The following is a 20,722-nucleotide window of genomic DNA, read 5'->3' as shown; positions in this document are numbered from 1 at the left end:
TCAGGGCACCGTCAAGAGTGTGGGCATGTCCCGGAAAGCGAGCGTTGGACCCAAAGAGGCCCGGGCCTACGCCGCCCGGCAGATTGAGCGGTTCCGGCCAGACAACGTGATTACCGAGAAGCTCCTGACCCGCTCAAAGAAAGGGGCAAAGACCCGCGAGATCATTGGTGCGCTGAGATCGGTGGCAGAGCTTGCAGATGTCGAAAGCATTGCCGTGATGCGCGACCAGGCCCATGCCAATCGGTTTGTCGAAGCACAGGACCTGGCACGCCGGTATCCCACACTGCAGCCCTATCTGCCCAAGGTGCGTCGGATCTGGGACCCCGAGCCCAAGACCCTGATCTACTTCGAGGCCCTGTCCTTGATCGAGACAACCTTTGGTTAGGTCCCGTCGCTGCCCCGCAGGCCTTCAAGCTAGCCCTCCCTCTCCCCCTTCGTGGGGTGCGTCCGAGATGGTCTCGGGCGGCCACCCGACCGGAGGGAAGAGAGATGACGACAAAGGAAGAAACAGAGTTCGATGTCATTGGCGAGGTGCCCATCTGCACACGCTGTGGCTCAGAGCGCGTTGTAACCGATGCCTGGGCCTGCTGGAACAGAGAGGCGGGCTTCTGGGAATTGGAGACCCACTTCGACCAGGCCTATTGCCGCACGTGTGAGCAAGAGACCCAGCTTGAGTGGGTTAGGCCGAAGGGGCCGGAGAACGGCCGTCTGCGCGACCTGAACGATGCCTTTCGAACAGAAGGTCAGGGCCGTGGCTCGGTCTTCGTGACCAATGGGGTCTCGGCGATGGGCACAGACTTTGTCGCCCGGGCCCTGGCGGCTGTCCGAGACTTCGACAGCTTCAGCGAAGACAACGATCCTTGGAGTGAGCATGACTTCGGGGCCTTTGAACTCGAGGGGCACAAGCTCTTCTGGAAGATCGACCCTTATGACCTCGATCTGCAGGCCCACTCGCCCAACCCGGCCAACGCGGCCGTGACCCACAGGGTGCTGACCCTGATGTTGGCCAGCGAGTACTAGGTCTGACCGTCTCCCCTAGCGGGAGGCGGTTTTTTGCGGGGGCGGCATGGTTGCCACAGAGAAGACCCGGGACCTCTGACCATTCACCATCACCCGCATGTAAGCCCGGTGGTTGGGGAGGTTGATCAGATCGCTCGAGGTAACGTGTTCCAGCTGACGCAGAAAGACCGGTGCATCATTGGCCCCGACCCGGAACACCATGAGGCTGCCGACATTGCCCAGGATCGCGTCAAAAACGGCGGTCTCGACCTGGGCGATGTGCTGATGGACCAGCGTGAGACCGAGCCCGTACTTGCGGGTCTCTGGCAGGATGTCGGCGATGGAGGCGGTCGTGAAGGCATGGAACTCATCGACATGAAGCATGAAGGGCCGCCGAGCATTCTCTGGAATGCTCTGACGACTGAGCGCTGCGTTGACGATACTGGCGACGATCAGACCGCCCAGGACGTTGGTGACGTCCGCGCCGAGGCGCCCCTTACTAAGATTGATAATGAGCAGCTGGCCCTCATCCATGATCTTGCGGAACCGCAGCGGCTTGGCGGGCTCACACAGGGCGCGGCGGACATTGGGATGGGCAAGAAAGGCCCCCAGCTTGTTGGCAATGGGTGCCACACCATCAAAGGCTGTCTTGTAGTTCATCTTGGGGTACTCGTTGTACCAGAAGTGCCGCACCTGAGGATCGGTGACGCGGGCGAGCATCTGTGCCCGTACGGCCTTGTCGATGAAAAGCGGGATGAGGTCACGCAGGTCCGCGCGCGGTTGGGCCAGCAGGGTGAGCAGCGCGTGGCGCAGGAGGTGCTCCATGCGCACGCCCCAGGCGTCGGTCCATTGCTTCTTGAAGGCATCGATCAGTCCTGCGGCAACGAGAGGATGGAACGCCTCGGGGACGCGGGTCAGCGGGTTGTAGCCATAGGGGTTGTCCGGGTCGGCCGGTGCCCAGAGGTGGGCGCGGTCCCCCAGATGGGCTGCCAGCGTGTCCGCCAGATCACCGTGCGGATCGATGAGACAGAAGCCAAAGCCGCGCGCGGCATCCTGTAGGGCGAGATTGGCCAGAAGTGTCGACTTGCCGGTGCCCGTCTGCCCCACAACATGCAGATGCATCAGGCGGTCAGCGAGCCGGATGCCAAAGGGGGTATTGCCGTATCGGCTAAGCGCCAGGCCCAGTGTGCTCACAGTCTCCGAGATGTGCTTCATTCACGAATTTTCGGGTGAAGTAGAGCGGACCGCTAGGTGCACCGGATTGAGCCAATGCGACTGCGGTCTGGAAGCGTCCAAGGCGGAGCGACATCAGAGTGATTGAGTCCGCTTTTCCGACTTTTGCCGACATTGCTTAAGCTAGGAGCAATGGCTGAGTTGCGGACAAACCCGACTTGTGCAGGTGCAGCTATTGCTGATGCAGCATTATTTCGCACTTGTGTCATATTGCTTGCTGCAATGCTCCTTACATCGCCGAAGCGGTCATTCAAATGAGTCGATCTGTACAAATTTTCAACTGCCCTTTCGCGGCAGTTGATCCAGCGATTGCATCGCGCGCTTTCTAGCTATTGAAAAACCGCATTCGAAAGTGAGCATGGACTTCCTCACTAATCAAAAGTGCGCTTGAACGTGCGGGTGCTTGTCAGCCAACCCGAGTTGTACTTCTGACGTTAGCATCTGGCCCAGAGACATTCAGATGCGGTCGAGCCGCCAGTCAGCAAATAGGCGAGACTGTTTTGAGAAAGGCTGCGTATCGTAGCCCGCAAACAATCCATCCTGTGTGACAAGCACCGTACGCCATCCACGTGCTGCAGCACCCAGAATATCCGTGTGGAGAGTATCACCGCACATGGCGATCCGGTCAGGGGGCAGCGACGCCAGTGACGCCTCAATCAGGTCATAGACTTGGGGGAAAGGCTTTCCAAAGAAATAGACATAGTCTGGGAATTGGTCGGCAATCTGGTGGCCATAATGCCCCGGTTCAATGGAAAATCCATCGTCGCGAGGCGCGGCCAGATCTGCGTTTCCGATCAGCACCTTTCGCGGCCGGTGCTGCATCGCTGATACTAACATGTTTTGGCGCGAGGTGGTCCAGTCAGCAGTTGACAAAAACAGGAACTGATCGACTTTGTTATAGGCGTCTGCGTTGTCTTCTAGCCGCGTTACGGTGTCGGGCAGGTCGATTAATGCGTCAGAGTTAGCGGCTATGACACCCCAATGCCCCTCACCAACATGTTGAAGGGCCGCTTCCCGGCTGGTGATAATTTCATTATCCTCAACGCGTAGGCCAAGGCGTTTGAACTTTGCGATGGCACCTTTTCGATCGTAGCTGGCGGCATTAGTGAGGATGCGAATGGCGCAGCCACGTTCGCGCAGCTGATCCAGCCTTATGTCTGCGCCAGGGATCAAGGTTTCGCCCACATTCAGCACGCCAAATGCGTCAAATACAAAGGCATCGACTTGATCGGCGATGTCCAGCAATGACGTGATACCAAGCGAGTCTTCGCGGGCGCTCACGTCCGGAAACCGTGCACGCACTTCCTGGTAACGATCAAAAATCGACTGCGTTGTCAGCATGCTTCCCCACTTCGTTTTCTGATCGCTCACTTTGGGATTACCTTAAAGAAAAATTCCTTAAGCGAAAGACAAAACAACAAAACAACATTAATCTGTGTGTCGTCGACTGCCATTCCTCTATATTTTTCTATATTTTAGGCAGTATGTTGAGAATACAAGGTTAAGCAGCGAAATTAAAATGTTGTTTTGTTACTTTTCACGGACTAACGTTGCGGAAGTCTCAAGGCCGTGGGGGTGGAATGTCATCAAAAAAACAAAGACGACGCGAAGCGATCTCGGCTTTGGTGCTTGAGCAAGGTGCAGTGACCGTTGGTTCACTTGCAGAGCGGTTTGATGTGTCTATGCAAACGATCCGCCGCGATGTGGATACCCTTTGTGAGGGCGACATGCTGCATCGTCTACATGGTCGCATCGAGCTTAGCGAAGAATTTCTGAATACACCATTCGATCAACGTGCAGGCACGAACTTGATGGGCAAGCGCGCCATCGGAGAAGCCGCCGCCCATTTGATTCCAGATGGATCTAGTTTGTTTGTCTCCATCGGATCGACCCCGCTTAGCGTGGCGCAGGCGCTGCGTCGTCGCAAAGGGCTGACCGTTATCACAAACAACCTGAGTGCAGCGATGGCGCTGAGCGAGGAAGTCTCAAACCGGATCATCCTGCCCGGCGGGGAAGTGCGCTTGCCGGATCGCGATATTTTGGGCAACGAAGTCTTGGACTTCTTTGGGCGTTTTCGCGCCGATTTCGCCGTGTTTGGCGCGGCCGGAATCGCAGAAGACGGCGGGCTGCTGGAATTTCACACAACCGAAGTGAGCGCGACACAAAAGATTTGTGAAAATGCCAAACAATCCCTTCTGGTAATCGACGGGTCCAAGTTCGGGCGTCAAGCGCCTGCATTGGGCAGCAATATAGCTGACATGGACCGGATCATCATTGACCGATGGCCGGGCGATCAATTTGCGCCATTGCTGAATAAAATCAAAGATCGCCTGCTTGTGGCTGAAGGACATGCAACATGACAACATCACCGTTTGTGAAACTCGACGGCGTGGCAAAGCGTTGGAACGGCCAATTGGGCGTTGAAGGCATCACGCTGGATATTCCCGAGGGCAGCTTCACCGCCCTTCTTGGTCCATCCGGGTGCGGGAAATCTACAACGCTGCGTCTGTTGGCCGGGCTAGAATTGCCCGACGAGGGCAAGATCGAGATTGACGGCAAGGATGTGACAACAAGCGCCGCCTCTGACCGAAACCTGTCGATGGTGTTTCAGTCCTACGCGCTTTTTCCGCACCTGTCGGTTGCCGAAAATGTCATGTTTGGCCTCAAAGTCCGGCGTGTCCCAAAGAAAGAGCGGCTGGAAAAGCTCAACCGTGCTTTGGAAATCACCGGACTGCTGGGGCTCGAAGATCGCAAGCCCGGCGAATTGTCAGGCGGACAACGCCAGCGCGTTGCCTTGGCTCGTGCAATCGTCGCTGGGCAGCGCCTGTGTCTGATGGATGAACCGCTGTCCAACCTTGATGCAAAGTTGCGCAACGCAGTGCGCAAGGACATCAAAAAACTGCAACGCGATCTGGGCATCACAGTCGTCTACGTCACACACGATCAGACCGAGGCGATGAGCATGGCTGATACGGTTGTGCTGATGAAGGACGGGCATATCCAGCAGGTTGGATCGCCCGAAGACCTATACAGCAGGCCCAACAATACCTTTGTTGCCGAGTTTGTCGGCGCACCGCCGATGGCATTGCTTCAGTCTTCCGTTTTGGACGGGTTTGGCGCGGACAAGACAATCGGGATCAGAGCCGAGAACATCCAGATTGTGCCAAAGGGCGAAGGACGGATGCGCTGCACCGTCAATGAAAGCGAATTTCTGGGCGCGGAGACACTGATTGGATTGGATCACGCAGGCGCTGCGGGGCTTTGCGTGCTTAAACCGGGTCTTTCGATGATGGCCGAAGGCAACGAGATTGACATTACCTTTCACGACGAAAATCTGCACGTCTTTGACGCTGCGGGCCAACGACTGGCTGGGTGAAAACCACCTGCCGACACTACAATGAACGAAAACCAAGGGAGAGAGAGATGAAACTATTTTCAACAACCGGATTGGGGCTGGCGACGGCTATGGCAGTTGGTCTTGCCGCGCCAGCAAGCGCTGAAACCGAACTGACCATGTATTATCCGATTGCCGTCGGTGGTGCATTGACCGAAGTGGTCGACGGCATCGTCGCAGACTTTGAAGCTGCAAACCCTGACATCAAGGTGAACGCAATCTATTCGGGCAACTATGATGACACACGGGTACGTGCGCTTTCCGCACTTGCATCTGGTGAGCCTGCGCAGCTTGCGGTGATGTTTTCCATCGATGCTTATGACCTGATCGAACAGGACTTGATCATTCCGTTCGAAGAGGTTGCAACAACAGACGCCGACAAGGAATGGCTGGGCAGCTTTTACCCTGCACTGATGGCCAACGGGCTGATCGAAGGGCAGACATGGGGTATCCCGTTCCAGCGGTCCACGATTGTGGCCTACTATAACAAAGACATGTTCCGCGCCGCTGGCCTTGATCCCGAAGCTCCGCCAACGACATGGGACGAGATGATCGAGATGGGCAAAGCCCTGACCAAAGGCGACACCTATGGCCTTATGATCCCATCAACCGGTTATCCCTACTGGATGTTCCAGGCGCTCGCGATACAGAACGGCAAAGAGGTGATGTCTGGCGATGGTCTGACCACCTATTTCGACGATCCAACGGTCGTTGAAACACTGGAATTCTGGAAGTCCCTGTCCACCGAACATGGCATCATGCCGACAGGCACCGTCGAATGGGGCACATTGCGTCAGGCGTTCCTTGAAGGTCAGACCGCGATGATGTGGCATTCCACCGGCAACCTGACTGCGGTGAAAAACGGCGCAAGCTTTGACTTTGGCGTAGCCGAACTGCCTGCAAACGTACGCAAGGGTTCTCCCACTGGTGGCGGCAACTTCTATCTGTTCAAGGACACGACAGATGAAGAACGCGCAGCGGCCCTCAAGCTGATGCAGTTCATGACATCCCCTGAACAGGCGGCCGCATGGTCAATCGGAACTGGCTACATGGGTGTATCCGCTGCAGCATATGAGACCGATGCGCTAAAGGCCTACACGGCCGAGTTCCCGCCTGCTCTTGTGGCACGCAACCAGCTGGAAAACGCTGTGGCTGAATTCTCGACCTTCGAGACCGCACGCGTCCGCGATGGTCTGAACAATGCGATCCAATCCGCATTGACCGGTGCAAAAGAACCAGCCGAAGCACTGGCCGAGGCGCAAGCCGCTGCTGTCCGCCTACTGAGCGACTACCAGTAACCTTCCGGAGGGGCCGGCGCGCCATTCGTGCTGGCCCACCTTTCTCAATTGCCGGAGACATGCCATGTCAGCCCATGCCAACCTCGAACGCCGCAGGCAGGCCATTTATGGCTGGCTCTTGCTGTCTCCTGCCGCAGTCCTGTTGACATTGTTTGCGTTTTACCCGTCGGTCGCGACCTTGTGGTCAAGCATGTTTTCACGCGGCACACGCCGCAAACCCACTGAATTCGTCGGCACTGAAAACTACGCCGAGCTTTTTGCCGACCCGACATTCTGGATCGTGGTCAAAAATAACCTGCTTTATGCGGGCGTCACAATCCCGGTGTCGATTTTCATAGCACTCTCGATGGCGCTTTGGGCAAATAGCAAAATCCGCGCTCGCGGCTTTGTGCGCACTGCCTATTTCACGCCAACCGTTCTGCCGATGATCGCTGCTGCGAACCTCTGGCTATTCTTTTACACACCCGGCCTTGGTGTGCTTGACCAGATTGGCAGTCTGTTTGGCTTGCCATCGGTCAACTGGCTGGGCCAGCCGGAAACGGCTCTTTGGGCGATCATCATTGTGACGATCTGGAAGGAGGCAGGGTTCTTTATGATCTTTTATCTCGCCGCGTTGCAGACGATCCCCGAAGATCTCAAGGAAGCCGCTGACATAGAGGGTACCAGTCGCTGGACCTACACCCGACGCATTGTCTTGCCGCTACTGATGCCCACCACGCTGTTTATTGCTGTGAATGCCATGATCAATTCCGTCAAACTGATCGACCATTTGTTCATTCTTACGAAGGGCGGGCCGTCAGATGCCTCCAAACTGATCCTGTACTACATTTACGAGATGGCATTCGCCTTCTTTGACGCACCAAGTGCTGCAGCCATGACAATGATGGTCATCGGTGTGCTGGGTATCGTCGCGGCTGTGCAGTTCCTCTATCTCGACAAAAGGACGCATTACCAATGAAGAGCTTGACCAAATTCATGGACAGCTTCGGTGCGACCCTGCTGGCGATTATCTGGATTTCACCGCTTGTCTTTGCCTTCTGGGCAGCGACGCATTCTACCTCGGATGCGGTCAATCTGAACGTGTTCTCGCCTTGGACCCTGGACAACTTCCGCGTCGCTTGGGCGGGAGCGCCATGGCTTAAGTATTTCATCAACACCTTCATGCTGGTGACCGTGATCCTGATTGGACAGTTTGTCCTGACCACATTGGCAGGCTTTGCCTTTGCGCAGCTCGAATTCCGCGGCAAAGACTTTGTGTTCATTCTGGTGCTGATGCAGCTGTTTATCCTGCCCGAAGTTTTGATTGTGGAAAACTACGCCATGATCTCGCGGCTTGGACTGTTTGATACGATCCTTGGCGTGGGCATGCCATATATGGCCAGTGCATTCGGAATTTTCCTGATGCGGCAAGCGTTCAAGGGGGTGCCGATTGAGTTGCACGAGGCCGCGCGCATCGAAGGCTGTGGCCTGCTGGGCATCCTGTGGCGGGTCTATGTGCCATTGGCGAAGCCCACCTATTTGGCCTATGCGCTGGTGTCCGTTTCAACCCATTGGAACAATTTCCTGTGGCCATTGATCGTCACCAATTCGCCTGAAACGCGCCCCCTGACGGTTGGTCTGTCAATCTTTGGCGCGCCGGAAAACGGCGTGGATATCAGCGTTATTTCTGCGGCAACGCTCATGTCTGTCGCCCCTTTGCTGATCGCTTTCCTGATCTTCCAGCGTCAGTTCGTGCAGGCTTTCCTGCGCGCAGGGATCAAATGACCGCGATCCTGCAAATCTCCGACACCCATATCGTGCCAGAGGGCGCGCTGGTGTCGGGACGACTGGATACGGCGGATGCCCTAGCGCGGCTGGTCTTGCGGATAAACAGCATCCGCGACCAGATCGGGGCGATTGACGCGCTGTTGGTCAGTGGCGACCTGAGCGATGATGGCAGAGCCGCGAGTTATGAAAGGTTTAAGGCGCTCATCGCGCCTTTGAATCTGCCGACCTATGTCATCCCCGGAAATCACGATAGACGTGATCCCATGCGGAACGCCTTTGCCGATGTGTTACCGACAGATGGCCTGCTGAACTGGACACGCCAGATTGGCGACATCCACCTGATCGGGCTTGATACGCTGGTTGAGGGACAGGGACTGGGCACACTCTCGGGTGAGAGCCTTTCGTTCCTCCAAGCGGCGTTATCGGAGGCTAGTAACTCGCCCGTACTTTTAGCGCTGCATCATCCACCTTTCTCCTGCGGTATCGGCTTTATGGACAATATCGGACTCAAAAACAGGAGCGATCTACGCGACCTCTTGACCACTTATGATGGCCCGCTTCGCGTTTTCTGCGGCCATATCCACAATATGATTGTCAGCGATATCGCAGGTCACATAGCCATCTCAGCGCCGTCGCCCTGCAGCACATTTGCCTATGATCGTCGCCCTGACGCGCCCGTTGGCTATATGACCCCAGAAGACGGGTGCCTTCTGCACCGCTGGGAAGCTGGGTTTCAAACCCTCCGCATCGGGCCTGTGGCCGGATCGGGCCCCTATCCCTTCTGAGCAACTCAACTGAAAGACACGCCCGGTGAATCAACCGCATGCGATCCAAATCCTTATCCAAATTGCTGGGGCTGCGGCCCTGTTGATCTGGGCTGTGCGGCTGGTGCGCACTGGGGTCGAGCGCGGGTTCGCCGCACCCATGCGCATCTGGCTGCGTCATTCTGCCAAGAATCGATTGGTAGCCGCTGCAACCGGTATGGGCGCGGCTGTCTTGTTGCAAAGCGCCACTGCCGTTGCGGTTCTGGTGTCCAATTTTGTGTCCAAAGGCGGGCTTGCGACGGCGACCGGGCTCGCAATCTTGTTAGGAGCCGATGTTGGATCGGCCGTGGTGACGCAGCTCTTGATGTTGCGGCAGCCGCTTCTGATCCCGTTGCTGCTTGTCATCGGTGTCACGGTGTTTCTGCGCGGCGAAGGCAGCAATACACGGCAAATCGGCCGGATCATGATCGGACTTGCGCTAATCTTCGTGTCGCTGGACATGATCCGGGGTGCCACCGAACCTATGATATCCAACCCCGGCACGCAGGCTGTCATGGCCTATCTGGGCAGCGATCTGCTGACCGCCTTCGTAATCGGTGCCGTGTTCGCCTGGGGCGTCCATTCGAGTGTCGCAGCCGTGTTGCTTTTCGTCACACTGGCAGGACAATCCATCCTTCCTACGCCTGCCGCCGCCGCAATGATCCTTGGGGCCAACTTGGGCGGCGGCTTCATCGCATTTGTTCTGACCTATTCCGCGCCGCTTGCGTCGCGACGGATGGTTATGGCCAACTTGATTCTGCGGGGTGGCGGTGCTGCACTGGTCCTCCTCTTTATTGCGGCGATGCCGGAACTGTTGAACCAACTCGGAGCGACGCCCGCCCGGCAAACGATCAATCTACACCTCGCCTTCAACCTATTTTTGGCGATTTTAGCGCTACCCTTTGTGGGGGCCATAACGGCGGGACTGTCCTATCTCATGACCGAAAAACCCGCTGCATCCGACGCCCTAGCCGTAGCCAGCGCGCTCGACCCAACTTTGCTGGACCGCCCCCAACGCGCCATTGACTGTGCCGCGCGTGAACTGCTCGTGATGGGACAAAAGATCGAACAGATGCTGATCGCGGTCGAACCGCTTTATGACCAATGGAACAGCGCCACCGCCAGCATGATTGCGGATCAGGACAAGGCCATCAAACAGACACATCTGGAGATCAAACTCTATCTCGCGCGCCTTGGGCAGAAAGGCATGGATGAGGATCTAAGTCGCCGCTCAATGGAGCTTGCCTCGATTTCTTCCAGCCTTGATTCCGCCTCCGATGCGGTCACACGGATCATGCTGGAGCTCGCTAAACGTCTGGATATGCAAAAGCTGCAATTCTCGCCCCAAGGCCGCGATGAGATCCGAGATTTTTCGGATCGTGTCCAAAGCAATGTGCAACTCGCCTTGAATGTGATGATGAACCAAAATCCGGCGGAAGCGCGCGAACTTGTAGCGGCCAAAGAAAAGGTCCGTAAAGTTGAGCAAAAACTGCAGCGTAGCCACATCGGTCGCCTGCGCGAAGGGCTCGCGGAGAGTATCGAAACAAGCAACATCCATCAAGAAACGCTACGCGCGCTGAAACAAATAAACACCGCATTTTCGATGGTCGGCCATCCCATTCTTCTCAAGTCTGGTGACCTGTTGAAGAGCCGTCTCACCTAGGCCCACATTCTCAATCGAGATGGGCGAGGATACAAACTCCTAAATGTCGGCAAGACTCCTGACGTGCGACATGCTGGGCAATATCAAAATTCGCCTCAGGCAATGTCCGCGTTTATGGAAACTTGTTCCTTGACCATTGAGTTATTGCTGCACCTTGCATGAGTGGCCGCTTTTCTGGCTCCGGCGCGGCGCGCACAGTTTCTCAATTGCATATAATTTCGTGCTGCGTGCGCACGCAGCACAACAAACGAATTCACAGTTTGGGCTCGCTTGGGTCATCCGAGTCTTTTCATCAGATGACCGGAAAGCTGCCGTCAGCGGCCACTCATGACTGGTTCGCGTGGCAGCAACGTCTTCTTTCGCGCTGCAACGACCGCCTTTGCCAACACCCGCCACTCGCTGCGGAGACGATCGATGTCTCAGATGCGGACGAAGCCGCCATCCACCGCGCTCGGCCGTAAACAATATCCTAGCCCTGCTGTGCCGCGTTGAAAGAGGACGCCAGCGCTGTAGACTGGGAATGTTAAGAACCAAGATGAGCGCCCGAATGAATCTGACAAGAAAACTCGCCGCAGTACTCGCCGCAGACGTGGTAAACTACTCGGGACAGATGAAGTCCGACGAAGTCGGGACGCTCACGGCGCTTCGATTTCTGCGAAAGGACATATTCGAGCCGCTGGTCAGCGAACATCGAGGAAATGTTATCAAACGCATGGGCGATGGCTGGCTTGTGGAGTTTGCCTCTGTTTCCGATGCGGTTCGCTGTGCCTTCGATATCCAGACCGCTGCACTGAGGCAATCCGCGCTGCAATTGCGCATCGGCGTGCATCTGGGAGACATCGCCTTTGAAGAGGACGACCTGTTCGGGGACGGTGTCAATCTGGCCGCGCGCCTTCAGGCCCTGGCGGACCCGGGTACGGTTTTGATCTCGGACGTCGTTCAAAGGAGCATCGACGAACGTCTTTCAGAAGTCTTCCGGACGGCCGGAGATCAAAAACTGAAAAACGTCCAGGCCCCGGTCTCGGTCTTCCAGTGGGCACCGCCGGAAGCGCCCCCACCGCGCGTCGCACCGCAGTCCCATTCCCAGTCTCTTTTGATCGGGGTCCTGCCCTTTGACAGCCTCTCTTCCGACCCGGACCAGGAATTTTTCGCCGACGGCATTACCGAAGAGATCATCACGACCCTCTCTAAGCTGCCAAACCTGCTCGTCGTCGCGCGCAACTCCACCTTTGTCTACAAGGGCCGGTCGGTGGACATCAAACAGGTGGGGCTGGAGCAAGGTCTCGATCTCGTTCTGGAAGGCAGCGTCCGTCAAAACCGCGACCGCGTCAGGATCACGGCCCAGTTGATCGACGCCAAGACGGGGTTGCATCTCTGGGCTGACCGATTTGATCGGCTCATTGAGGACGTCTTCGAAGTTCAGGACGAAATTGCTCTGAGGATTGCGACCGAGTTGCAGGTCGAGTTGCTCGAAGGTGAGATGGCCCGGTTCCGAGGGTCCGGCACGAAAAATCTGGAAGCCTGGTCCTCACAGCTCAAGGCCATCGAGAGTTGCAGGAAGGTCACCAAAGAAAGCTTTGGCGAGGCCCGTCGCGAGGCGGAGCGTGCCATTGCCCTCGACCCGACCTACTCAGCGCCCCTTTGCACCTTGGGTTTTATCTGTACCGTGGAGGCGCGGCATGGGTTCAGCGAAGATCGCGAAGCGGCCCTTGCACAGGCACGGGAATGCGCGCGCCGCGCCCTGGAGATCGACAGCTACAACCCTGAAGCCCACGCAGTTGACGGGTTCGCCGATGCAATCAACGGCAACCTTGATGACGCCATTACGAAATTCGACAGAGCGCTCGCCCTTAACCCGAACCATGCCGACGTCGCCGCGCGGTTGTCGCTGACACTGGCCTTCAATGGGCAGATTGCCGACGCGATCCGGGTCGCACAGCAAGCGATCACACTCAATCCCCACTACCCGGGATGGTACGCAGGTGTCCTTGGCTTCGCCAAGCGTCTGGATGGCAAGTACGAGGAAGCGATAGAGGCTTTAAGGGAATACAGTGAAATGGTCGAAGGGTTCGGCCACCTCGACCTGGCGATTGTCTACTCGGAAATGGGTGAAATCGAAGCCGCCCGGAAAGCGGCACAGACCGTTTTGAAGTTTCGTCCAGACTTTAGAATTTCAACCTGGAAAAAGACGCAACTCTATTCATCACAACAGAGGCTGGAACAGGACTGCGAATGCCTGCGGAAAGCAGGCCTGCCTGACTGATTATTCCTTCTGGCCTGCAGGGGCTCCAGAAATCTCGGTCAAAGCGCCCTCAGATGCTCTTGGCGTTATGGGCTCGTCCCAGCCATTAGCTGCGCTCAGCACTGAAGTCCGCTGAGCGGAGAGTGTGTGTGAAAACTCGAAATTCGCGCCCTTTTGGTGCCGGTCATTTTCCCGAAGCGAGGTGTTTGTGGCTCAGCTCAACGAGAGAGGCTGCAAATCTTGCTGTTCTTGTCGTTTTGCCGCCGCGCAAATAGTTTTCACACAGCCTCCGGACTTTGCAGCCGTTCACTCCGGTAATGGCAAAGTCCGCTTTAGAGTATTCTAAAATTTGGGCCGTCCAAGAAAAATGCCCCGCTGGCACGGAAAACCCCCGCTGCCATCGGACAACGGGGGGCCTGTTTATTCAGCGTCAAAAGTCGAATTAGATCATCCTTCGCGTTCCAGCTTCTTTCGTGCCAGCTTGCGGGCACGACGGATCGCTTCTGCTTTCTGACGCGCGTTTTTCTCGGAAGGCTTCTCGAAATGCTGCTTGAGCTTCATTTCACGGAATACGCCTTCCTTTTGGAGCTTTTTCTTTAGAACTCGAAGGGCCTGATCGACATTGTTGTCGCGAACACTAACCTGCATGTGGTTATCACCAACTTTCTTGTTTGGAGTTGCAGCGATCTGCATGAATTGGCCAAATAGCAACCCTAATCAGTTTTGTACAGCAAGGTTGGCTGTGCGGAGAGGCTGTGTGAAAACTATTTGCGCGGCGGCAAAACGACAAAAACAGCAAGATTTGCAGCCTCTCTCGTTGAGCTGAGCCACAAACACCTCGCTTCGGGAAAATGAGCGGCACCAAAAGGGCGCGAATTTCGAGTTTTCACACACCCTCTGGACAAAGTTGCCGTTCGACAATGTCTAGCCGGAGGCCTTTATGAGCTATTCGGGCATACCCGCACGACGCAAGCCTTCCAGAAATCGATTTTCATCGTCTTCATACGCAAACCCGACCGCACCGCGCGTCGTGGAAAGTGAAATCCCCGGCACCAACCGGGCCAGTTGAGAATAAGCCTCCGCAGCTTTTTCCGTGTCACCAATCATGCCATATGCAGCCGTCAGGGCGCGAACCGCAGACGGAAGGCGCGGATTTTCACGAACCGCTTCAAGGCAGTGACAAAGGGCTCCTTCGTAGTCCCCGGCGTTGAATTTTGCCTGGCCAATATTGGCGATAAACATCGCCCTTTGGGGATCTCTCGGGCTCAGTCTGATGGCCTCTTGCAGACTTTCAAAGCAGTTCTCAAAATCGTGTGTGTAGCTTTGGACCATACCAAGGAAGCCATAAGCCATAGACAGGTTCGGGTTGATTTCGATAGCGCGCTTCAAGGCGCCTTCGGCATCTTGGTGCCTGCGCAAACTGAACATCAGCGCGCCAAAAACGGCATGGGCCGCCGCATCGAGCGGGTCACGTGCAATTGCGTTCTGAGAGGCTTCCATCGCCATTCGAAGGGAGTCTGGTGGTGGTCGATTCCAAGCATAAAGCGCATCGTAGCCGTATCCCAACGCCAGCGTTGTATATGCCTCGACGAGATCGGGGTTGCGCTGAAGCAGCACCTTGCAGATTTCTTCGGCTTGCAGGTTATGTTCCGCGGTTAATCGGGTCAGATGCCATTTCGCCCGTTGAAGTTGCTCATGATCGCTCAGGTCCCGTGCCTGTTTTCCCACTACTTTGGCAATTGCGTCTGCCTCGATCTCGGGTGCGACTGACCCAACTATATTTCGGGCATTGTCAGAGGAAACCAGCTTGAAGCGGGCAGGGCGGATTTGTAGCGTTCAGGCATGACCAAACCTGATCCATTTCGCTACTTTAAAACGAGCCGTGAGATAATCCGCCTGGCAGTGATGCTGTACGTGCGGTTTCCATTATCGCTCCGCAATGTGGAAGATCTGCTGCATGAGCGCGGCATTGATGTGAGCCATGAAGCTGTGAGGTTTTGGTGGCATCGGTTCGGTCCAATGTTTGCCGCGGAGATCAGAAAGCGGCGGATTGCGGGCATGAAATCGAGCAAGTGGCGCTGGCATCTGGATGAGGTGTTCGTGAAAATCAACGGCGAGCGGCATTATCTGTGGCGGGCTGTCGATCATGAGGGCGAAGTACTGGAAAGCTTCGTCACGAAGGCACGTGATAAGAAGGCTGCGTTGAAATTCTTAAAGAAAGCAATGCGTAAGCACGGCAGTCCTGATGTGGTCGTGACGGACGGGCTGGCATCGTATGGCGCGGCTTTGAAGGAGATTGGCGCTGCAGGCAGACAGGAAACCGGTCGCTGGTTGAACAACAGGGCCGAGAACTCGCATCTGCCGTTCCGACGACGAGAGCGGGCGATGCTGCGTTTCAGGCGTATGCGAAGTTTGCAGAAATTCGCCTCCGTCCACGCTTCAGTCTACAATCACTTTAATCAGGAACGCAGCCTTTCAACGAGACCAAATTTCAAGCTCAACCGCGCCACCGCTCTGGCTGAGTGGCGTGGTCTTGGCGCGAGTTAATGGACAGTGTCACTGTCCTTGTAGAGACTGGTTCGAATTAGTCTGCCAGCACCCTTCGCAATGTGGAAGATCTACTGCACGAACGCGGCATCGAAGTCAGCCATGAAGCTGTGAGATATTGGTGGCATCGGTTTGGCCCGCTGTTCGCTGCCGAGATCCGAAAGCGCCGAATTGCGTGCATGAAATCCAGTCGCTGGCGCTGGCATCTGGATGAGGTGTTCGTGAAGATCAACGGCGAGAAACACTATCTTTGGCGGGCAGTTGATCATGAAGGCGAAGTTCTGGAAAGCTTTGTCACGAAGACCCGTGATAAGAAGGCCGCATTGAAATTCTTAAAGAAAGCAATGCGTAAGCATGGCCGCCCGGAAGTCATCGTCACGGACCGACTGCGGTCCTACGGTGCCGCGCTGAAAGAGATTGGCGCCGCCAACAGGCAGGAAGCAGGCCGTTGGCTGAACAACAGGGCGGAGAATTCACATCTGCCGTTTCGACGACGAGAACGAGCCATGCTTCGCTTTCGGCGCATGCGAAGTTTGCAGAAATTCGCCGCCGTTCACGCTTCCGTCTACAATCACTTTAATCAGGAACGCAGCCTCTCAACTCGACCCAATTTCAAACTCAATCGTGCCGCCGCTCTTGCTGAGTGGCGCGGTCTCGGCGTGAATTAATGGACAGTGCCACTGTCCTTGCAGAGACGAGTTCGAATTGGTCTGACAGCACCGCGATCGATGTAGCCGCCGTACTCGAAGGACGCGCCCTCGTAGCCAAAGATCGGCCAGACCGCTTTCTGGTTATAAAGGCCGGTCACCAGCCCGCCGCGGATCTGTTGGAAAAACGCGCTTTCCTCCATACCGCGCAGGATGTCGACCCGGTCGCGCTCCCAGCCGGTGTCAAGATAGCTGGAGTGACCTTTTCCCTTTGCAGCGGCATTGAGCGCAGCAACACCGGCCTCGACGCCCTCTGCGGCCTCTGGCGTATCGTAGCCCTTGACGGCAAGGACGTAGTACTCGTCGGTGAGCTGATCGTGCGGATAGATATCCCGTGCCATCTGCACGAGTGTTGCCATCGTTTCAGGCTTGAGAGCTGCTGTTTGCATCGCCCAGGCGCCGTTCGGAGCTGCCAGAAAACCGGAGCCGACCATGAAAGACGCGCCAGCAGCGGTCGCCCGCGACAAGAGCTGGCGCCGTGTGAGCCCCTTGGGGCTGACAGTATCAGACATCTTTGTTCCTCCCTTTGATGTCATTTGAACCGACCACCGCGCTGAAGCACCTCGATCTGGTACCCGTCAGGATCAGCCACGAAAAAGAACCGCGCGACGGTCTCGCCCGCGGGTGCGAAGTCTACGAGTTTGCGAGGGGCCAGACCTTCGGCTTCGAAGCGGGCGTGCTCGGTGTCCAGATCGTCGACCGACACTGCAAGGTGGCCGTACCCGTTGCCCAGATCGTAGGGCTCGGACTGGTCCTTGTTCACTGTCAGTTCGAGCTCGAACTCGGTTTCAGGGTTGCTGAGATAGATCAGCGTGAAGGTCGGAAAATCCAGCCGGTCGGCAACTTTCAAGCTGAAGGCGGTGTCATAAAATTGAACAGATCGGTCCTCATCGAGGACCCGGATCATGGAATGTATCTGTTTGGCCAAAGTGCGCTCCTGCAATCTTTAGTGTCGAATTGCAGGATAGCGGAGGGACCCGTGGGGCCGGGTAGTATGTGATTACTACCCGCAAGGTTTTTTTCGGTGCAGGGTCTGTCTTATTCGGCAGCGATTGCAGTGGCCGGTTCGGAGCAAGAGATCTCCATGAATTTCAAACACGCACACCGCAACAGCGACGTGAAATTCGACGGCTCTCCCCGGCGCTCCAAGACCTCAGAGTGCAATGTGGAAATGAAAAGAGGGGTCGTCACACCGTCGCGGGCAGCGATGTCATCCAAGGTTACCCAAAATGCGTTCTCCAGCCGAATCGACGTGCTTTGCCCGTTCAGGCGCAGGCGGCGTGTCGTGCAGGCATATCTTTCAGGGTCCTGTCCCGCGAAGACTTCACACATGGCTTTCCTCCCTCCGTAGCTGTATATCATTCTTGTATTTCGTATACGAAATTCAGAAATGTGTTTAGAACTGCACTTAGGCTTTTGATTTACCTGAAGACCGAGGAGAGAACATATGGATGCGATCAAGCCGCCAAAAACCCTGTCAGAGCAGACACATGACATCTTGCTCAACGCCATATGTTCCGGTGAATTCGAACCAGGACAGAGGCTGAATCAAGACGAGATTGCTGCACGCCTCCAAGTTTCCCGACAACCCGTTAACAGCGCGATTTCAGTTTTAAAGGCGAGCGGATTCGTCGAAGACACAGGGCGTCGGGGGGTAGTGGTTTCGCAAATCAGTGTTGACCAATTCCTGTCGATCTTTGAGCTCCGAAGTGCTCTTGAACCTTTCGCTATCCGCCTCGCCCATCAACGCAAGCCGGTCGATGCAGCAAAGCAAGCGCAGGATATGCTCAAGCGCGGCTGGAACGCCGTCGCATCGAAAGATGTCAGTTTGCAGATCAACCTGGACTACGAGTTCCATGAGATGATTTATGGCTGGGCCGGCAACCCCGCCATCCGGGACACCATGAGAACAAACTGGAATCATATCCGCCGTTCGATGGGCGTTGTTCTTCGCCGAGGGGTCGCGTCGAAAACCTCTTGGGAGGAACATGACAGGATTATTGCCGCGTTGATGCGCAGCGACGTGGAACTTGCTGAGGACGAAATGAGACAGCACATAGAACGCGCTCAGGAAAAAACTGCAGCTCTGCTTTCAGAGTGTTAGTCGTTCTCACAGGTTCTACTGGATTGGAAAATATCATGCTGTATGACAGGCCGCTCTGGGCTCCTTCCAGACCTCAGATGCAGTGCAGCATCTGCTCATACGATGCCTCAACTCTCGTTGTGGACGACCCAGAGCCGACCTTGAACACAAACTTCAAATGCTGCGTTCGCAGCCCGCATTGCGGTCATTCGCTGCACGCGTGAGAAGTTAAGACTGCCGTAGGTCCGGAGCGCGGACAGAGTTGCCGTTCCTGTTTTTGCAGCTAGCCAATCAGAATGCGTATTCAGACGTAGAGTGAACTACCAATTCTCCGGATCCCTCGAAGCTGACCCGTGTTTCACCATAGGCAGAGTGTTTGCCCATCTTCAGGACCACAGCTTCGATAATCAGGTCATCACCCGCGGCAGGGCGCAGGAACTGATTGTTTTGACTGGCCGTGCCTTTCGAATTTCGTGGGTAGGTTAGCATCGCCATTGACATCACAGTATCTATCGCTGACATCAATGCCTGCCCGCAGATACCGCCGCCCAAAAAATGCTGTTCGGCGTCCTGAGGCAGCCGCGCTTTGACACGCCCCTCTTCCACTTCGAGAAATTCAAGCCGTTGCTGCTTCACCCAAGGTGCAAATAGAAGCCCGTGCAGTTCAGCTACATTCTGAGCTGTGCAGGGAAGAGCTTGAAGGAACTGCGCGATCGATGGTTCTGTGCTCATTATTGGGCTCCTTCAACGGTGATCTCTTTCTGGTCTGCCCGCGGTTGGCGTCTCGCGCAAAAGGCATTGATAACGCTCATAGCACGAAATAATCATGCAAGCCGCTCTTGATGTCAGCATCATTTTGATTGCGTTGAAGAGATCGGGGGCAACAAGCTATGGTAAGGCGATCATCTACGCTTTTGCTTGACGGTCAGGTCAGCGCGGGCGATCCGGGGATCATTTTCAGGGGTTTTTGGCGGCTGCAGCGAGATGGAGCTCTTCTTTAAAGCAGTTGGGTCCATCCACGCGCAGCCGAACGAGACAGAGGCTGCGTTTTCGGGTGGGGAAAGAGCAACTTGCCCTTCTTTCAGCACCTAGTAGCATCGGAGTAGGTGTCAGTATTGCAAGGAGACCTTTGGTACAAATTGTGTTAAGAAAGCCGAGGGCAAGTAACTTTCCGGCAGCAGAAGTCTAAGGATTTCGGGGGCATATTACGAAGGAAAGTTCCAAATGGCTATTTACATGTTAATGATTAGATACACACCCGATGCAGTCAAATTGATCGTCGAGAGCGATACTGATCGTGAGGAGGTGGCTCGCGCAGTTTGCGAAGCTGCCGGGGGTAAAATGATTGGTTTCTATGGCTTGATTGGCCAAGAACATCATGTCGCGCTAATAGCTGATATGCCAGGCGTATCTGAGTACATTGGATCGGTTCTTGTCGCGACTATGGGTGGAGCAATCGAGAGCTTTAAGACGATTCCGATGTACTCCAACGAGGAAATGCACAAGGCGCGCGACACATATAAAGCGATTAAGGGGAGCTATGCGCCTCCGAGCTGAGGACTGAAAACTCCCGGTCATCCGGCCAATTGCGTCGGATGACCTTTTCTTTTGGATATCACGAACTCTAGGCAAGCTGGTGTTGCTTCACAGTGAAGGTGAATGAGCTTCCTAAAAAGTCAAAGTTTTGCTTTCTACTCAACAGACCGCTCAATACCAACACTGGCCATCCGCTGCGGGCGCGATCGATGTCTCAGATGCGGACGAGTCTGCCGTTCTTGCGTTGACCTCTTTTCAACACTGACGATGAAGACGCGATGCTGTAAACGTATTCTTAGTTACAAAACCATTGAACGGGGACTTGGACCTGTCACGGTTTGATGCCGCTCCTTTGATAGCATTTATTGCAGCAAAGGAGACGAACTATGGGAACGAAACGGACGGACGAATTCCGCGCTGATGCGGTGCGGATCGCGCTGACGAGCGGGC

General features: G+C 55.7%; 21 protein-coding genes and 1 pseudogene. 14 read left to right on the top strand and 8 right to left on the bottom strand.

Annotated features, from left to right (window positions below):
- Both GV827_RS21805 and GV827_RS21800 read left to right on the top strand, forming a co-directional pair.
- Positions 1-385, top strand: a 385-nt coding sequence (locus GV827_RS21805; RefSeq protein WP_204326035.1) for a hypothetical protein, incomplete at its 5' end; no start/stop codon positions are given.
- Between the two features lie 104 nt (positions 386-489).
- Complete coding sequence (locus GV827_RS21800) at positions 490-1,020, top strand: DUF3768 domain-containing protein (RefSeq protein ID WP_164356181.1); 531 nt, start codon at positions 490-492, stop codon at positions 1,018-1,020.
- A 15-nt stretch (positions 1,021-1,035) separates the two neighbouring features.
- On the opposite strand, the gene GV827_RS21795 is transcribed toward GV827_RS21800, so the two are convergent.
- Both GV827_RS21795 and GV827_RS21790 read right to left on the bottom strand, forming a co-directional pair.
- Complete coding sequence (locus GV827_RS21795) at positions 1,036-2,214, bottom strand: type IV secretory system conjugative DNA transfer family protein (protein WP_164356179.1); 1,179 nt, start codon at positions 2,212-2,214, stop codon at positions 1,036-1,038.
- 474 nt (positions 2,215-2,688) lie between these two features.
- A complete protein-coding gene (locus GV827_RS21790; RefSeq protein WP_164356185.1) occupies positions 2,689-3,573 on the bottom strand; it encodes an HAD-IIA family hydrolase in 885 nt (294 codons plus the stop codon).
- A gap of 239 nt (positions 3,574-3,812) precedes the next feature.
- On the opposite strand from GV827_RS21790, the gene GV827_RS21785 reads away from it, so the two are divergent.
- The 8 genes from GV827_RS21785 (at position 3,813) to GV827_RS21750 (ending at position 13,420) form a co-directional block, all read left to right on the top strand.
- Positions 3,813-4,592, top strand: coding sequence for a DeoR/GlpR family DNA-binding transcription regulator (locus tag GV827_RS21785; RefSeq protein ID WP_164356177.1), 780 nt, complete (start codon positions 3,813-3,815; stop codon positions 4,590-4,592).
- On the top strand, positions 4,589-5,608 hold the full coding sequence (locus GV827_RS21780) for an ABC transporter ATP-binding protein (RefSeq protein ID WP_164356175.1): 1,020 nt from the start codon (positions 4,589-4,591) through the stop codon (positions 5,606-5,608). Before GV827_RS21785 ends, GV827_RS21780 begins: the two co-directional genes overlap by 4 nt.
- A 47-nt stretch (positions 5,609-5,655) precedes the next feature.
- The gene (locus GV827_RS21775) at positions 5,656-6,924 is read left to right on the top strand and encodes an ABC transporter substrate-binding protein (protein ID WP_164356173.1); all 1,269 of its coding nucleotides are present in this window, start codon (positions 5,656-5,658) and stop codon (positions 6,922-6,924) included.
- A gap of 64 nt (positions 6,925-6,988) precedes the next feature.
- Positions 6,989-7,882 carry a carbohydrate ABC transporter permease gene (locus GV827_RS21770; protein ID WP_164356171.1) on the top strand — a complete coding sequence of 298 codons (894 nt, stop codon included), beginning with the start codon at positions 6,989-6,991 and terminating at the stop codon, positions 7,880-7,882.
- The gene (locus GV827_RS21765) at positions 7,879-8,688 is read left to right on the top strand and encodes a carbohydrate ABC transporter permease (RefSeq protein WP_164356169.1); all 810 of its coding nucleotides are present in this window, start codon (positions 7,879-7,881) and stop codon (positions 8,686-8,688) included. Before GV827_RS21770 ends, GV827_RS21765 begins: the two co-directional genes overlap by 4 nt.
- Positions 8,685-9,476, top strand: a complete 792-nt coding sequence (locus GV827_RS21760; protein ID WP_164356167.1) for a phosphodiesterase — start codon at positions 8,685-8,687, stop codon at positions 9,474-9,476. Before GV827_RS21765 ends, GV827_RS21760 begins: the two co-directional genes overlap by 4 nt.
- A 25-nt stretch (positions 9,477-9,501) precedes the next feature.
- Entirely contained in the window at positions 9,502-11,157 is a 1,656-nt protein-coding gene (locus GV827_RS21755; protein WP_164356165.1) for a Na/Pi cotransporter family protein, read from the top strand.
- Between the two features lie 547 nt (positions 11,158-11,704).
- Positions 11,705-13,420 (top strand): adenylate/guanylate cyclase domain-containing protein, encoded by a 1,716-nt coding sequence (locus tag GV827_RS21750; protein ID WP_164356163.1) that lies wholly within the window; start codon positions 11,705-11,707, stop codon positions 13,418-13,420.
- 426 nt (positions 13,421-13,846) lie between these two features.
- On the opposite strand, the gene rpsU is transcribed toward GV827_RS21750, so the two are convergent.
- The gene (gene rpsU, locus GV827_RS21745) at positions 13,847-14,047 is read right to left on the bottom strand and encodes a 30S ribosomal protein S21 (RefSeq protein WP_040700433.1); all 201 of its coding nucleotides are present in this window, start codon (positions 14,045-14,047) and stop codon (positions 13,847-13,849) included.
- Positions 14,048-14,344: 297 nt separating this feature from the next.
- Positions 14,345-15,127: a tetratricopeptide repeat protein gene (locus GV827_RS21740; RefSeq protein WP_164356161.1), complete on the bottom strand. Its 783-nt coding sequence runs from the start codon at positions 15,125-15,127 to the stop codon at positions 14,345-14,347.
- A 114-nt stretch (positions 15,128-15,241) separates the two neighbouring features.
- On the opposite strand from GV827_RS21740, the gene GV827_RS21735 reads away from it, so the two are divergent.
- Both GV827_RS21735 and GV827_RS21730 read left to right on the top strand, forming a co-directional pair.
- The gene (locus GV827_RS21735) at positions 15,242-15,946 is read left to right on the top strand and encodes an IS6 family transposase (protein WP_164356158.1); all 705 of its coding nucleotides are present in this window, start codon (positions 15,242-15,244) and stop codon (positions 15,944-15,946) included.
- A gap of 50 nt (positions 15,947-15,996) precedes the next feature.
- A pseudogene (locus GV827_RS21730) lies at positions 15,997-16,614 on the top strand (IS6 family transposase); the annotation flags it as partial.
- Here GV827_RS21730 and GV827_RS21725 read toward each other — a convergent pair.
- From GV827_RS21725 to GV827_RS21715, 3 genes are all read right to left on the bottom strand, one after another.
- Positions 16,611-17,165, bottom strand: a complete 555-nt coding sequence (locus tag GV827_RS21725) for a Twin-arginine translocation pathway signal (protein WP_164356156.1) — start codon at positions 17,163-17,165, stop codon at positions 16,611-16,613. The pseudogene GV827_RS21730 and the gene GV827_RS21725 sit on opposite strands and share 4 nt — an antisense overlap.
- Before the next feature lie 20 nt (positions 17,166-17,185).
- Entirely contained in the window at positions 17,186-17,581 is a 396-nt protein-coding gene (locus GV827_RS21720; protein ID WP_164356154.1) for a VOC family protein, read from the bottom strand.
- A gap of 110 nt (positions 17,582-17,691) precedes the next feature.
- The gene (locus GV827_RS21715; protein ID WP_164356152.1) at positions 17,692-17,985 is read right to left on the bottom strand and encodes a ribbon-helix-helix domain-containing protein; all 294 of its coding nucleotides are present in this window, start codon (positions 17,983-17,985) and stop codon (positions 17,692-17,694) included.
- Between the two features lie 115 nt (positions 17,986-18,100).
- Here GV827_RS21715 and GV827_RS21710 point away from each other — a divergent pair, with 115 nt between their 5' ends.
- Positions 18,101-18,757, top strand: a complete 657-nt coding sequence (locus tag GV827_RS21710) for a GntR family transcriptional regulator (protein ID WP_164356150.1) — start codon at positions 18,101-18,103, stop codon at positions 18,755-18,757.
- A gap of 270 nt (positions 18,758-19,027) precedes the next feature.
- Here GV827_RS21710 and GV827_RS21705 read toward each other — a convergent pair whose 3' ends face one another.
- A complete protein-coding gene (locus GV827_RS21705; RefSeq protein ID WP_164356148.1) occupies positions 19,028-19,468 on the bottom strand; it encodes a PaaI family thioesterase in 441 nt (146 codons plus the stop codon).
- Between the two features lie 492 nt (positions 19,469-19,960).
- Between GV827_RS21705 and GV827_RS21700 the strand changes: the two genes are divergently transcribed.
- A complete protein-coding gene (locus GV827_RS21700) occupies positions 19,961-20,293 on the top strand; it encodes a GYD domain-containing protein (protein ID WP_164356146.1) in 333 nt (110 codons plus the stop codon).
- Positions 20,294-20,722 lie beyond the last annotated feature (429 nt).

This window comes from Sulfitobacter sediminilitoris (assembly GCF_010667575.1).
GTDB lineage: Bacteria > Pseudomonadota > Alphaproteobacteria > Rhodobacterales > Rhodobacteraceae > Sulfitobacter > Sulfitobacter sediminilitoris.
Note: the sequence above shows the minus strand (reverse complement) of the source record. Positions and strands in the feature narration are given on the sequence as shown.

What these genes read in the sequence shown, in the direction of transcription:
- rpsU (WP_040700433.1), bottom strand. Translation starts at nt 14,047, where the DNA reads ATGCAGGTTAGTGTTCGCGACAACAATGTCGATCAGGCCCTTCGAGTT.
- GV827_RS21765 (WP_164356169.1), top strand. Translation starts at nt 7,879, where the DNA reads ATGAAGAGCTTGACCAAATTCATGGACAGCTTCGGTGCGACCCTGCTG.
- GV827_RS21710 (WP_164356150.1), top strand. Translation starts at nt 18,101, where the DNA reads ATGGATGCGATCAAGCCGCCAAAAACCCTGTCAGAGCAGACACATGAC.
- GV827_RS21705 (WP_164356148.1), bottom strand. Translation starts at nt 19,468, where the DNA reads ATGAGCACAGAACCATCGATCGCGCAGTTCCTTCAAGCTCTTCCCTGC.
- GV827_RS21700 (WP_164356146.1), top strand. Translation starts at nt 19,961, where the DNA reads ATGGCTATTTACATGTTAATGATTAGATACACACCCGATGCAGTCAAA.
- GV827_RS21760 (WP_164356167.1), top strand. Translation starts at nt 8,685, where the DNA reads ATGACCGCGATCCTGCAAATCTCCGACACCCATATCGTGCCAGAGGGC.
- GV827_RS21800 (WP_164356181.1), top strand. Translation starts at nt 490, where the DNA reads ATGACGACAAAGGAAGAAACAGAGTTCGATGTCATTGGCGAGGTGCCC.
- GV827_RS21780 (WP_164356175.1), top strand. Translation starts at nt 4,589, where the DNA reads ATGACAACATCACCGTTTGTGAAACTCGACGGCGTGGCAAAGCGTTGG.
- GV827_RS21785 (WP_164356177.1), top strand. Translation starts at nt 3,813, where the DNA reads ATGTCATCAAAAAAACAAAGACGACGCGAAGCGATCTCGGCTTTGGTG.
- GV827_RS21715 (WP_164356152.1), bottom strand. Translation starts at nt 17,985, where the DNA reads ATGTGTGAAGTCTTCGCGGGACAGGACCCTGAAAGATATGCCTGCACG.
- GV827_RS21775 (WP_164356173.1), top strand. Translation starts at nt 5,656, where the DNA reads ATGAAACTATTTTCAACAACCGGATTGGGGCTGGCGACGGCTATGGCA.
- GV827_RS21725 (WP_164356156.1), bottom strand. Translation starts at nt 17,165, where the DNA reads ATGTCTGATACTGTCAGCCCCAAGGGGCTCACACGGCGCCAGCTCTTG.
- GV827_RS21770 (WP_164356171.1), top strand. Translation starts at nt 6,989, where the DNA reads ATGTCAGCCCATGCCAACCTCGAACGCCGCAGGCAGGCCATTTATGGC.
- GV827_RS21750 (WP_164356163.1), top strand. Translation starts at nt 11,705, where the DNA reads ATGAATCTGACAAGAAAACTCGCCGCAGTACTCGCCGCAGACGTGGTA.
- GV827_RS21790 (WP_164356185.1), bottom strand. Translation starts at nt 3,573, where the DNA reads ATGCTGACAACGCAGTCGATTTTTGATCGTTACCAGGAAGTGCGTGCA.
- GV827_RS21735 (WP_164356158.1), top strand. Translation starts at nt 15,242, where the DNA reads ATGACCAAACCTGATCCATTTCGCTACTTTAAAACGAGCCGTGAGATA.
- GV827_RS21795 (WP_164356179.1), bottom strand. Translation starts at nt 2,214, where the DNA reads ATGAAGCACATCTCGGAGACTGTGAGCACACTGGGCCTGGCGCTTAGC.